Source organism: Streptomyces sp. NRRL F-5135 (genome assembly GCF_000719775.1).
Classification (GTDB): domain Bacteria; phylum Actinomycetota; class Actinomycetes; order Streptomycetales; family Streptomycetaceae; genus Streptomyces; species Streptomyces hebeiensis.
This window is the reverse complement of the sequence record NZ_JOHR01000006.1, coordinates 72,862-85,083: the sequence shown is the minus strand read 5'-3', so window position 1 is coordinate 85,083 and position 12,222 is coordinate 72,862. Positions and strand designations below refer to the sequence as shown.

The window sequence follows — 12,222 nt, the reverse complement described above, 5'->3', positions numbered from 1 at the left end:
CCGTCACGATGGGGGCATGGGATTCCACGTCGACTCCGAGACCGGACGGCTGCGCCGCGTCATCCTCCACCGGCCCGGTCTGGAACTGAAGCGGCTCACCCCCGCGAACAAGGACGCACTGCTCTTCGACGACGTCCTCTGGGTGCGCCGGGCCCAGGAGGAACACGACGCGTTCGCGGAGCTGTTGCGCGGCCGAGGGGTGGAGGTCCATCTCTTCGGCGAGTTGCTGCGCGAGTCGCTGGACCTCCCCGAGGCGCGGCGGCTCGTGCTGGACCGGGTGTTCCACGAGAAGGAGTACGGCCCGCTCGCCACCGGCCACCTCCGGGAGGTCTGTGACGGGCTGCCGACGGCCGAGCTGGTCGAGGCGCTGGTCGGCGGGATGACCAAACGGGAGTTCCTGGAGCGGTTCGAGGAGCCGGTCTCCGTGCGGTTCCACGCGATGGACCTGGACGACTTCCTGCTCGACCCGCTGCCCAACCACCTCTTCACCCGGGACACCTCCGCCTGGATCTACGACGGGGTCTCCATCAACGCCATGCGCTGGCCGGCCCGGCAGCGCGAGACCGTGCACTTCGAGGCGATCTACAAGCACCACCCGCTCTTCGCCGGCGCCGCCGCGCCCGCGGGCTCCTTCCACCACTGGTCGGAGGGGCAGGACGACTACCCGTCCACCATCGAGGGCGGTGACGTCCTGGTCATCGGCCGCGGCGCCGTACTGATCGGGATGAGCGAGCGCACCACCCCGCAGGCCGTCGAGATGCTGGCGCGCGGCCTGTTCGCCGCCGGTTCCGCCACCACGATCGTGGCGCTCGACATGCCCAAGCGGCGCGCGTTCATGCACCTCGACACGGTGATGACGATGGTGGACCAGAACACGTTCACCCAGTACGCGGGGCTCGGCATGCTCCGCTCGTACACCATCGAACCGGGCGGCGACGGCCGGGAGCTCAAGGTCACCGACCACCCGCCGGAGCACATGCACCGCGCCATAGCGGCGGCTCTCGGCCTGCCCGAGATCCGGGTGCTCACCGCGACCCAGGACGTGCATTCGGCGGCCCGGGAGCAGTGGGACGACGGCTGCAACGTGCTCGCCGTGGAGCCGGGGGTGGTCGTCGCATACGAGCGCAACGTCACCACCAACACGCACCTGCGCAGGCAGGGCATCCAGGTCCTGGAGATCCCCGGCAGCGAGCTGGGCCGGGGCCGCGGCGGCCCGCGCTGCATGAGCTGCCCCGTCGAGCGCGACGCCGCGTAGCCGCCGGTGGGCGGGGGCCGAGACGCGCCGGGGCGAAGCCCCGGTCGCGCGTGCGGCTCGGTCGCGCGGTGGCGGCCGCCCGGCCGGGCCTTCCGGCCGGGCTCCCGGCTGGGCCTTCCGGCCGGCCGCCCGGCCGGGGCCCCGCGCAGGCGGTTCCGCCCAGGGGAGGCACGGGCCCCGGTCCTGCCCACGGACGGCACGGCTCCCGCGGCGAGCCGCTCCAACCGCTCTCTTGCGTCCGGCGTCGCGTGGCGCGCACGGCGCGCGGGGGTCGCTTCACCGGTTGGCCACGTGCGGTCGGCACGTGCGTCGGCACCGGGTGCGGTCACGCACGACCGCGGGGCCCGAACGGCCGGGCGGGAATACCCGCGTGTGCCCGGGACTTGGCCCGTATATGACCGCCTCCTCCTTCACCCCGCGCACGCTCCTCGCGGAGAGCAGGCTCGGTGTCCTCGCGACGATCAAGTCGGACGGCCGCCCCCAGCTCTCCCCGGTCCTGCCCTTCTACGACCAGGAGGCCGGTGTCATCCGCGTCTCGATGACCGAGGGACGCGCCAAGACGGCCAATCTGCGCCGGGACCCCCGGGCCACGCTGGAGGTCACCAGGCCCGACGGCCGGGCGTGGGCCACCGCCGAGGGCGTGGCGACACTCGTCGGGCCGGGAACCGACCCCCATGGCCCCGAGGTCGAGGCACTGGTGGACTATTACCGCGCCGCCGCCGGGGAGCACCCGGACTGGGAGGAGTACCGGTCGGTGATGGTGTCCGAGCGCAGGGTGCTCATGACGATGACGGTCGACCACGTGTACGGCGCCGAGCTCAGCTGACATGCGAGGCGCGGCGCCGGGTCAGTGACCGGAACTCTCCTCTTCCGGTACCGGGACGCTCCCGTTCCCCGCTCTCCTGCTCAGGGGAAGGACTCAGGGGAAGGCTCAGGCAGACTCCGGGGGAAGGCTCAGGGCGACGACGTCGGGATCGCCCGGACGGTCGCTGTATAGCGATACAGAGCCTCGTATATGGTTCCATTGTCGTGGCCTCATGATTCCGCGACCCCGCCCCGCACCCTCGCGCCACAGGAGCAGCCACCATGGCGATAGACCTCGCAGGCCGCCACTTCCTCAAGGAGCTGGACTTCACCGCCGAGGAGTTCCGCGGCCTGATCGAACTGGCCGCCGAACTCAAGGCCGCGAAGAAGGCCGGCACCGAGGTGCCGCGGCTGCGCGGCCGGAATATCGCGCTGATCTTCGAGAAGTCCTCGACCCGGACGCGGTGCGCCTTCGAGGTGGCGGCGGCCGACCAGGGCGCCGCGACGACGTACATCGACCCGGCGGGCTCACACATCGGCACCAAGGAGTCCGCGAAGGACACCGCCCGGGTGCTCGGCCGGATGTTCGACGGTATCGAGTTCCGGGGAGACGCCCAGGCGACCGTGGAGGAACTGGCCGCGCACGCGGGCGTGCCGGTGTTCAACGGCCTCACGGACGAGTGGCACCCCACCCAGATGCTGGCGGACGTGCTCACGATGACCGAGCACAGTGCCAAGCCGCTGACGGACATCGGCTACGCCTACCTCGGCGACGCCCGCTTCAACATGGGCAACTCCTACCTCGTCACGGGCGCGCTGCTGGGCATGGACGTACGGATCGTCGCGCCGCGCGCCTACTGGCCCTCGGAGGAGGTCCGGGCGCTCGCCGACGCGGCCGCCGGGAAGAGCGGGGCGCGCCTCACCCTGACGGAGAACATCGAGGAGGGCGTCGCCGGGGCCGATTTCGTGGCCACCGACGTCTGGGTGTCGATGGGGGAGCCGAAGGAGGTCTGGGACGAGCGGATCGCGGCCCTCGGACCGTACGCCGTGACCATGGACGTCCTGCGGGCGACGGGCAACCCGGACGTGAGGTTCCTGCACTGCCTGCCCGCCTTCCACGACCTGGGCACCGCCGTGGGCCGGGAGCTGTACGAGCGCCACGGGCTGACCGCCCTGGAGGTCACGGACGAGGTGTTCGAGTCGGAGCGCTCGGTGGTCTTCGACGAGGCGGAGAACCGGCTGCACACGATCAAGGCCGTGCTGGTCGCCACGCTGGCCCGCGACTGACCGGCCGAGCCCACCGGCCGACTCGGGGCCGCCCGATTCTGCTGCCGGACGGCGCCGCCGACCTCTTCCACGAGACCTACCGGCCCAGCCCGTCCGGCAGCCCCGGCCCCCCGGCTGCCCAGCCGCTCCGCCGCGCCTGTGCTCAGCAGGCCTCAGGCGTGGGGAGCGTGAACCAGACCGCTTTGCCCTGATCCGTGGGCCGATGGCCGCACGCCTCGCTGAGCGTGCTGATCAACAGCAGACCCCGGCCGTTCTCCTGCAGGGGATCCGGCATGGACCCGGGGTGGGCCAGGTCCCCCGGCGGGGCCGGGTCGCCGTCGTGAACCTCCACCTGACAGCCAGTGGGCAGCAGTTCGACAACGAGTTCGATGGGTTGCCCGCCGTCCGTGTGCTGGATCGCGTTGGCGACCAGCTCCGCCGTGAGCAGCTCCGCCGTATGGCTGTGGGTCGGCTCCTCCAGATGCGCGAGTGCGGTACGGACCAGCGCGCGTGCGAGCGGCACGGCTTCGGCACTGTGCGGAAGCGTGACTCGCCAGGGGGAGGAGCCTACGGCTTCGGGCATGGTGGCGGGTCCGATCGGGGGCGCAAGGGGCGTCGGGGTGCGAATGGGCACATTACTCTCGGGTCAACCATACGGAGCGGGAGCGCGGGGGCAAGAGGCTGCGGCCTGCCGGGCGGAGGACTTCCGTCCCGCGGCGACAGGGACCTTCGGCAGCCTACGGACGTCATCTCACGGACATGTCACGGAAGCGTCGCGGACGTATCGCGCACTCGTGACGATAGTCACACACGAGTGATACGGTCGGGGAAGTTCGGCCCCGCGCCCGGCCCCGGCGGTTCGCGTACGGCGTACGGCGGGCGGCGGGCGGCGCGTACCGGTGGTACGTACCTGGGCGGTGCGCACACCCGGCATGAGCAACCCGGCACGACGTGCCCGTACCGGCGCGGTCCGTACCGCCGCGACCGGCACCGGGCGACAGCGCGTCCGCAGCATCCGCTGAAGGAGGCCGTACTCCATGAGCCACCGCACGGAAGGCCGGCCGGAGGACCCGGTTCGGCCGGAGGACCCGGGTAGGTCGGAGGATCCGGGCCGGTCGGAGGACCCGGCCCTGGAAAGCCCGTCCGAGGACCGGTCCCCGGAACGCCCAACGGCGCCTCGAGCCCGGAGCGCCTCCCCGGGGCACTTCACCGGATCCGCTTCGCCCACCGGGACCTGGCGCCACCTGCGCGTCACCCGGGAAGCCGGTGTCGTCACCGTCACCCTCGCCCGGCCGGAGAAACTGAACGCGCTCACCTTCGGCGCCTACGCCGATCTGCGCGACCTCCTCGCCGAGCTGTCCCGGGAGGGCTCCGTACGCGCCCTGGTGCTGGCGGGGGAGGGGCGCGGATTCTGTTCCGGCGGGGACGTGGAAGAGATCATCGGCGCCACCCTCGCCCTGGACACCGCGCGGCTCCTCGCCTTCAACCGGATGACCGGGCAGGTGGTCAGGGCCGTCCGCGAGTGCCCCTTCCCCGTGATCGCGGCGGTCCACGGGGCCGCCGCCGGCGCGGGCGCCGTGCTCGCGCTCGCCGCCGACTTCCGGGTGGCGGACCCCTCGGCGCGGTTCGCCTTCCTCTTCACCCGCGTCGGCCTGTCCGGCGGTGACATGGGCGCGGCCTATCTGCTGCCGCGCGTGGTCGGGCTCGGGCACGCCACCCGGCTGCTGATGCTCGGCGAGCCGGTACGCGCCGCGGAGGCCGAACGGATCGGCCTGATCAGCGAACTGACCGGCGAGGGCGGCGCCGACGCGCGCGCCGCCGAGCTGGCCCGGCACCTCGCGGACGGCCCCGCCCTGGCGTACGCGCGGACCAAGGCGCTGCTCACCGCCGAACTGGACATGCCGCTCGCCGCCGCCGTCGAACTCGACGCCGCCACCCAGGCGTTACTGATGACCGGCGAGGACTACGCCGAATTCCACGCGGCCTTCACCGGGAAACGCGCTCCCAGGTGGCAGGGCCGCTGATCATGACCGCAGCCGTCCGGCGAATCGCCGTCATCGGAGGCGGGCCCGGCGGGCTGTACGCGGCCGCCCTGCTCAAACGGCTCGACCCCGAGCGCGAGATCACCGTCTGGGAGCGCGGCGCGCCCGACGCCACGTTCGGCTTCGGAGTCGTCCTCTCCGACGAGACCCTCGGCGGCATCGCCCACGCCGACCCCGCCGTGCACGCCGCGCTCCAGGACGCGTTCGTGCGCTGGGACGACATCGACATCGTCCACCGCGGCCGTACCCTCACCTCCGGCGGCCACGGCTTCGCCGCCCTCGGCAGGGTCGCGCTCCTGCGGATCCTGCACGAGCGCTGCGCCCGGCTCGGCGTCCGGCTCCGTTTCCGCGCCGAGGCCCCGCCCGCCGCCGAACTCGCCGCCGCCCACGACCTGGTGATCGCCGCCGACGGGGTGCACAGCCGCACCCGGCACACCCACGCCGACATCTTCCGCCCCACGGTCACCACCCACCGCTGCCGCTATATCTGGCTCGCCGCCGATCGCGCCTTCGACGCCTTCCGCTTCGAGATCGCCGAGACGGACCACGGCGTGATGCAGCTCCACGGCTACCCCTACGAGCGGAGCGCGACGGCGGGCCGCAGCACCGTCATCGTGGAGATGCGGGAAGAGGTCTGGCGGGCCGCCGGGTTCGCCGGACTCGACGAGCGCGCGTCCGCCGACCGCTGTGCCGCGGTCTTCGCCGACGCGCTCGGCGGGCGCCCGCTGCTCTCCCGCCCGGCCGCATCCCCCACACCCGGCGCCGCCCGTGCTTCCGCCTGGACCGCGTTCCGTACCGTCGTCACCGAACGCTGGAGCCACGGACGTACGGTCCTGATCGGCGACGCCGCCCACACCGCCCACTTCTCCATCGGCTCCGGCACCAAGCTCGCCATGGAGGACGCCCTGGCGCTGGCCGCCTGCCTGGAGGAGGAACGTGACCTGCCGGCCGCGCTCGCCGCGTACGAGCGCGAGCGCCGCCCGGTCGTCGCGTCCACCCAGCGCGCGGCGCTGGCCAGTTTGCGCTGGTTCGAGGAACTGGCCACTCACACCGGCCGGCCGCCACGCCAGTTCGCCTTCGGGCTGCTCACCCGCAGCCGCCGGGTCACCCATGACAACCTGCGGCTGCGCGACCCCGGGTTCACCCGGTCCGTCGAGGACGAGTTCGGCTGCCCGCCCGGCACCCCGCCGATGTTCACACCACTGCGGCTGCGCGCGCTGACCCTGCGCAACCGGGTCGTCGTCTCGCCCATGGACATGTACGTGGCGCGCGACGGCGTTCCGGGCGACTTCCACCTCGTCCACCTCGGTTCCCGCGCGCTCGGCGGCGCCGGGCTCGTGATGACCGAGATGGTCTGCGTCAGCCCCGAAGGCAGGATCACCCCCGGCTGTACGGGCCTGTACACCCGGGAGCAGGGCGACGCCTGGCGCCGCGTCACCGACTTCGTGCACGCGTCGGCTCCCGGCACGGCCATCGGCGTCCAGCTCGGCCACGCCGGGCGCAAGGGGTCCACCCGGCTGATGTGGGAGGGCATGGACGAGCCGCTGCCCACCGGCAACTGGCCGCTCGTCGCCGCTTCCCCGCTCCCGTACCGGCCGGGTGTCAGCCAGGTCCCGCACCAGCTCGACCGACGGCAACTGGCGGAACTGCGCGAGCAGTTCGCGGCCGCCGCCCGGCGGGCCCGGCGCAGCGGGTTCGACCTGCTGGAACTGCACTGCGCGCATGGCTATCTGCTGTCCGGCTTCCTCTCCCCGCTCACCAACCGGCGCACCGACGCCTACGGCGGTTCGCCGGAGCGCCGACTGCGCTTCCCCCTGGAGGTCTTCGACGCCGTACGCGCCCAGTGGCCGGAGGACCGGCCCATGACGGTCCGGATCTCCGCCACGGACTGGGCGCCGGGCGGCACCACCCCCGAGGAGGCCGTCGGGATCGCCCGCGCCTTCGCCGAGCACGGTGCCGACGCGATCGACGTCTCCACCGGCCAGGTGGTGGCGGACGAACGGCCGGAGTTCGGCCGCTCGTACCAGACCCCGTACGCGGAGCTGATCCGCTCCACCGCGTCCGTACCGGTGATCGCGGTGGGCGCCATCTCCTCCTGGGACGACGTGAACTCGCTGATCCTGGCGGGCCGCGCCGATCTGTGCGCGCTCGGCCGGCCGCATCTGTACGACCCGCACTGGACGCTGCACGCCGCCGCCGAGCAGGGGTACAGCGGCCCGGCGGTGCCCTGGCCGGCTCCCTACCGGGCCGGCAGCCGGCCCCCGCCGACGGGCCGCACCGCCGCGCCCGGTCCACGGCTCGCCCCACGCTGAACGGCGCGGTGCCGGGTGCTGCCCGGCACCGGGGCCGTCGGCGTCGTCCCGGGGCCGCGGCTCACCCCGGGGCCGCGGCGCGTCGCCGGACGAACTCCAGCCCGGCCGCGCGCAGTCGCGTGTGCAGGCGCGAGAAGACGGCGGCGGAGCGCTCGCCCGGCCAGTCGGCGGGCAGCAGTTCGGCCGGCAGCCCGGGGTCCGCGTACGGCAGCCGGCGCCAGGAGTCCAGCGCGAACAGATAGTCGCGGTACGCCTCCTCGGACGCAGCCGCCGCCGTGTCGCCTCCCTCGCTCGCGCGCTCCCAGGCGTGCAGCACCGGCTCGTGCGCGGCCAGGAACGCGTCGTGCCGCTCGGCGATCGACGGCAGGTCCCACCAGCGGGCCACCGCCTCCGCCGTCGCCTCGAAACCCAGATGCGCACCCCGGAACAGATCGACGTACGGATCGAGACCGAGCCGCCGCAGGGTGTTGCGCGTCTCCTCGTACAGCCGCTCCGGCGCGATCCACACCCCGGGCGCCGCCGTGCCGAAGCCCAGCCGGCCGAGCCGCGAGCGCAGCAGATGCCGCTTGTAGCGCTCGGCCTCGGGAACGGAGAAGACGGCGAGCACCCAGCCGTCGGAGAGCCGGGGCGCCGGCCGGGCGTAGATCCTGCCGTCCCCGTCGTCGAGCAACTGCCGGGCCTGCTCCGACAGGACGTACCCGGCCGCGCCGTCCGCCGTACGTTCCGGCAGGAGCAGGCCGCGCCGCTTGAGGCGGGAGACCGCGGAGCGGACGGACGGCGCGTCCACGCCGACGGCGGCCAGCAGCCGGATCAACTCCGCCACGGGCACGGGCGAGTTGTCCGGTGTGCGGCCGTACGCGCCGTACAGGGTGACGATGAGGGAACGGGGGGTGTGCTGCTCGGCCACGTGATCATGTTAGGGCGTGCCGCGGTACGTGTCCGCCGCGCGCAGGCGGAAGCGCTGGAGCTTTCCGGTGGGGGTGCGCGGCAGGGCGTCCAGGAAGACGATCGCGCGTGGGCACTTGTACGGCACGAGCCGCGACTTGACGAAGCGCCGAAGCGCCTCGGCCGTCCGCTCGTCCCGCGCCGCGCCCGGCCTGAGCACCACGTACGCGGCGACGACCTGGCCGCGCAGCTCGTCCGGGTGGCCGATGACGGCCGCCTCCGTGACGTCGGGGTGGGCCAGGAGCGCGTCCTCGACCTCCGGGCCCGGGATGTTGTAGCCGGCCGAGATGATCATGTCGTCGGCGCGGGCGACGTAGCGGAAGTAGCCGTCCGGCTCACGCACATAGGTGTCGCCGGTCAGGTTCCAGCCGTCCCGTACGTACTCCCGCTGGCGAGGGTCGGACAGGTACCGGCAGCCCACCGGGCCGCGTACGGCCAGCAGTCCCGGCTCGCCGTCGGGCACCGGCGCGCCCGTCGCGTCCACCACGCGCGCCTGCCAGCCCGGCACCGGCAGCCCCGTCGTGCCCGGCCGGACCGCCTCGTCCGCCGCCGCGATGAAGATGTGCAGCAGTTCGGTGGCGCCGATCCCGTTGATGATGCGCAGGCCGGTCCGCTCCCGCCAGGCGTGCCAGGTCGCGGCGGGCAGGTTCTCGCCCGCCGATACACAGCGCCGGAGGGAGGAGATGTCGTACGGCTCCGTCCCCGCCAGCGCGTCCAGCATCACCCGGTACGCGGTCGGCGCCGTGAACAGCACCGTCACCCGGTGTGCGGTCACCGCCGCCAGCAACTGGGCGGGCCGGGCCTGTTCGAGCAGCAGCGCCGACGCGCCCGCCCGCATCGGGAATATCAGCAGTCCGCCGAGGCCGAAGGTGAAACCGAGCGGTGGGCTGCCGGCGAACAGGTCGCCGGGCTCCGGGCGCAGCACCTCGCGCGAGAACGTGTCCGCGACCGCCAGCACATCGCGGTGGAAGTGCGCACAGCCCTTGGGCCGGCCCGTCGTTCCCGAGGTGAAGGCGATCAGCGCCACATCGTCGGCCGCCGTCTCGACGGCCGGGTACCGCCGCGCCGGTCCGTCGGCGGCCAGCCGCAGCAGATCGTCGGCGCCGTCCCCGCCGTACGGGGTGATCCGCAGCCCCGGCACCCGCGCCGCGACCAGGTCCGCCAGGGACCGCGCGTCGCACAGGGCATGACTGACGCGCGCGATGGCGCACATGGTGGCCAGTTCCTCCGCCCGGTGCTGTGCCAGGACCGTCACCGCCACGCCGCCCGCCTTGAGGACGGCGAGCCAGCAGGCCGCGAGCCAGGGGGTGGTGGGGCCGCGCAGGAGCACCCGGTTGCCGGGCACCACACCGAGGGCGGACGTCAGGACGTACGCGATGCGGTCGACGCGGTCGCGCAGGTCCCCGTACGTCCAGAGGGTTCCGCCGTCGGAGGCGTACGCACGGGCCCCCGTCGTGGCCGTACGGAACACGGGCCGGTCCGGGCCGAACCGCTCGACCGTCCGGTCCAGCAGCTCCACGGCGCAGTTGAGCCGGTCGTGGTCGTGGTCGGGCCGGTCCGGGCCGGAGGCGAGAGGGAGGAGACGGGGCCACTGCTCGACGGGCGGGAGATGGTCGCGCGCGAAGGTGTCCAGATGGGCCGACGGCGTCAGCGCCATGGATCGCCCCCCTTCTCACGGTGGGGTCGCCCAACGAGCGTATCGTGAAGGTGACGACAGTCAACGGTCCGCGATAGAGGCGCTGGAAGTGGGGGCTCGCATGCCCGTATTCTCGCTCGATCCGGCACAGACCGACTGGTGCGCACGGCTGCACACCCTGGCCGTGGAACGGCTCCGTCCGCTCGCGGAACGCGGCGAACCGGGCCGGGTGAACCGTGCTTTGATCGCCGAACTGGGCGAACAGGGCCTGCTTTCAAACATGTTGGACGCGGGCGCCCTGGAGCTGTGCCTGGTGCGCGAGTCGTTGGCCCGGGGCTGCACCGAGGCGGAGACGGCGCTGGCGCTCCAGGGGCTCGGCACGCACCCGATCGTCCAGGCCGGCACGGAAGAACAACGGGCGCGCTGGCTGCCCCCGGTACGGGCGGGGCGGGCGGTGGCCGCGTTCGCGCTGAGCGAGCCGGGCGCGGGCTCGGACGCGGCGGCGCTCGCGCTGCGGGCGGCGCCCGAGACATCGCCCGGGTCGTCGTCCGAGACGTCGTCCGGAACACCGGTCGGCTGGCGGCTGACCGGCGAGAAGCGCTGGATCTCCAACGCCCCCGAGGCGGATTTCTACGTGGTCTTCGCGCGGACCGGCGGGACGGAACGCGAGGAGACGGAGAAGGCGGAGCAGACGGAGAAGGCGGAGCAGACGGAGTACGCGGAGAACGTGGAGAACGCGGAGAGGGCCAAGGGAACAGGGGCGGCAGGGGAGGCGGCGGGCGCCGGCGCACGGGCCCGGGGCGTCACCGCGTTCCTCGTCCCCGCCGACCGGCCCGGCCTGACCGGGGAGCCCATCGAGATGCTCTCTCCGCACCCCATCGGGGCCCTCTCCTTCGACGGCGTACCGGTCACCCGCGCCGATGTCCTCGGCGAGGTGGGCGGCGGCTTCCGGGTCGCCATGAACACCCTCAACCTCTTCCGCCCCAGCGTCGGCGCCTTCGCCGTGGGCATGGCGCGGGCCGCCCTGGACGCGACGGTCCGGCACACCGGGCGGCGTACCGCCTTCGGCGGCCCGCTCAAGGACCTGCAGGCCGTCGCGCACCAGGTCGCGGAGATGGCGACGCGCACGGAGGCCGCCCGGCTGCTGGTGTACGCGGCGGCAGCGGCGTACGACGACGGCGCGCCGGACGTACCCGCCCGCTCGGCCATGGCGAAGCTGTTCGCCACCGAGACGGCGCAGTACGTGGTCGACGCCGCCGTCCAGCTCCATGGCGCACGCGCGCTCCAACGCGGACACCTGCTGGAACACCTCTACCGAGAGGTGCGCGCCCCGCGCATCTACGAGGGCGCCACCGAGGTGCAGCGCTCCGTCGTCGCCAAGGGGCTGTACGCATGAGCCTGGAGCGCGTCAATCCGGCGCACCTCGCCCCGCCCACCGGTTTCTCGCACGCCGTCACCGCCACCGGGACCCGGCTGGTCCTGCTGGCCGGGCAGACCGCGCTGGACGGCGAGGGGCGGGTGGTGGGGGACACCCTGCCCGCCCAGTTCGAGAAGTCCCTGGCCAATCTGCTGGCAGCCCTCGACGCGGCCGGCGGCACGCCGGGTGACCTCGCGCGGGTGACCGTCTACGCCACGGACGTCGCCTCCTACCGCGCCCACGCCGCCGAACTGGGCCGCGTCTGGCGGCGCCTGGCGGGCCGGGACTATCCCGCGATGGCGGTCATCGGGGTCGTACGGCTCTGGGACGAACAGGCGTTGGTGGAGCTGGACGGCATCGCGGTGCTTCCGTAGGCCGGCAGTCGCCAGCGGGCAGCCGACGACAACGCCGACAGATGCCGATGCCGATGCTGTTACCGAGGGCCAAGCGGCCAAGCGGCCAAGCGGCCCGGCGTCCCGCGCCGATGAGACGCGGGACGCCGAGGTGGGGGGCCGGGAGGAGACGTCGGTGAGGGCGTGGCCGGG

10 protein-coding genes are annotated in these 12,222 nt (G+C 73.5%); 7 read left to right on the top strand and 3 right to left on the bottom strand.

The genetic code is table 11. From position 1 onward, the window contains the following. Positions 1-16 precede the first annotated feature (16 nt). The 3 genes from IG02_RS0110990 (at position 17) to argF (ending at position 3,346) form a co-directional block, all read left to right on the top strand. Positions 17-1,255, top strand: coding sequence for an arginine deiminase (locus tag IG02_RS0110990; protein ID WP_030744840.1), 1,239 nt, complete (start codon positions 17-19; stop codon positions 1,253-1,255). 394 nt (positions 1,256-1,649) lie between these two features. Further along, positions 1,650-2,081, top strand: a complete 432-nt coding sequence (locus IG02_RS0110985; protein ID WP_030744837.1) for a PPOX class F420-dependent oxidoreductase — start codon at positions 1,650-1,652, stop codon at positions 2,079-2,081. Between the two features lie 260 nt (positions 2,082-2,341). Further along, positions 2,342-3,346, top strand: coding sequence for an ornithine carbamoyltransferase (argF, locus tag IG02_RS0110980; protein ID WP_030744835.1), 1,005 nt, complete (start codon positions 2,342-2,344; stop codon positions 3,344-3,346). Positions 3,347-3,488: 142 nt separating this feature from the next. On the opposite strand, the gene IG02_RS0110975 is transcribed toward argF, so the two are convergent. Then, positions 3,489-3,908, bottom strand: coding sequence for an ATP-binding protein (locus tag IG02_RS0110975; protein WP_030744832.1), 420 nt, complete (start codon positions 3,906-3,908; stop codon positions 3,489-3,491). 454 nt (positions 3,909-4,362) lie between these two features. Here IG02_RS0110975 and IG02_RS0110970 point away from each other — a divergent pair, with 454 nt between their 5' ends. Together IG02_RS0110970 and IG02_RS0110965 are read left to right on the top strand one after the other, a co-directional pair. Then, positions 4,363-5,349, top strand: a complete 987-nt coding sequence (locus IG02_RS0110970) for an enoyl-CoA hydratase family protein (protein ID WP_078854379.1) — start codon at positions 4,363-4,365, stop codon at positions 5,347-5,349. A 2-nt stretch (positions 5,350-5,351) separates the two neighbouring features. Next, positions 5,352-7,679, top strand: a complete 2,328-nt coding sequence (locus tag IG02_RS0110965) for a bifunctional salicylyl-CoA 5-hydroxylase/oxidoreductase (protein ID WP_030744828.1) — start codon at positions 5,352-5,354, stop codon at positions 7,677-7,679. 61 nt (positions 7,680-7,740) lie between these two features. On the opposite strand, the gene IG02_RS0110960 is transcribed toward IG02_RS0110965, so the two are convergent. Further along, positions 7,741-8,586 (bottom strand): PaaX family transcriptional regulator C-terminal domain-containing protein, encoded by an 846-nt coding sequence (locus IG02_RS0110960; RefSeq protein WP_030744826.1) that lies wholly within the window; start codon positions 8,584-8,586, stop codon positions 7,741-7,743. A gap of 9 nt (positions 8,587-8,595) precedes the next feature. Next, a complete protein-coding gene (locus tag IG02_RS0110955; RefSeq protein ID WP_030744824.1) occupies positions 8,596-10,281 on the bottom strand; it encodes an AMP-binding protein in 1,686 nt (561 codons plus the stop codon). 100 nt (positions 10,282-10,381) lie between these two features. Between IG02_RS0110955 and IG02_RS42725 the strand changes: the two genes are divergently transcribed. Beyond that, positions 10,382-11,656, top strand: a complete 1,275-nt coding sequence (locus IG02_RS42725) for an acyl-CoA dehydrogenase family protein (RefSeq protein WP_030744822.1) — start codon at positions 10,382-10,384, stop codon at positions 11,654-11,656. Further along, a complete protein-coding gene (locus IG02_RS0110945; protein ID WP_030744820.1) occupies positions 11,653-12,051 on the top strand; it encodes a RidA family protein in 399 nt (132 codons plus the stop codon). Before IG02_RS42725 ends, IG02_RS0110945 begins: the two co-directional genes overlap by 4 nt. Positions 12,052-12,222: the final 171 nt, after the last annotated feature.

Coding starts and splice junctions, on each gene's coding strand:
- IG02_RS0110990 (WP_030744840.1), top strand. CDS start 17: ATGGGATTCCACGTCGACTCCGAGACCGGACGGCTGCGCCGCGTCATC.
- IG02_RS0110985 (WP_030744837.1), top strand. CDS start 1,650: ATGACCGCCTCCTCCTTCACCCCGCGCACGCTCCTCGCGGAGAGCAGG.
- argF (WP_030744835.1), top strand. CDS start 2,342: ATGGCGATAGACCTCGCAGGCCGCCACTTCCTCAAGGAGCTGGACTTC.
- IG02_RS0110975 (WP_030744832.1), bottom strand. CDS start 3,908: ATGCCCGAAGCCGTAGGCTCCTCCCCCTGGCGAGTCACGCTTCCGCAC.
- IG02_RS0110970 (WP_078854379.1), top strand. CDS start 4,363: ATGAGCCACCGCACGGAAGGCCGGCCGGAGGACCCGGTTCGGCCGGAG.
- IG02_RS0110965 (WP_030744828.1), top strand. CDS start 5,352: ATGACCGCAGCCGTCCGGCGAATCGCCGTCATCGGAGGCGGGCCCGGC.
- IG02_RS0110955 (WP_030744824.1), bottom strand. CDS start 10,281: ATGGCGCTGACGCCGTCGGCCCATCTGGACACCTTCGCGCGCGACCAT.
- IG02_RS42725 (WP_030744822.1), top strand. CDS start 10,382: ATGCCCGTATTCTCGCTCGATCCGGCACAGACCGACTGGTGCGCACGG.
- IG02_RS0110945 (WP_030744820.1), top strand. CDS start 11,653: ATGAGCCTGGAGCGCGTCAATCCGGCGCACCTCGCCCCGCCCACCGGT.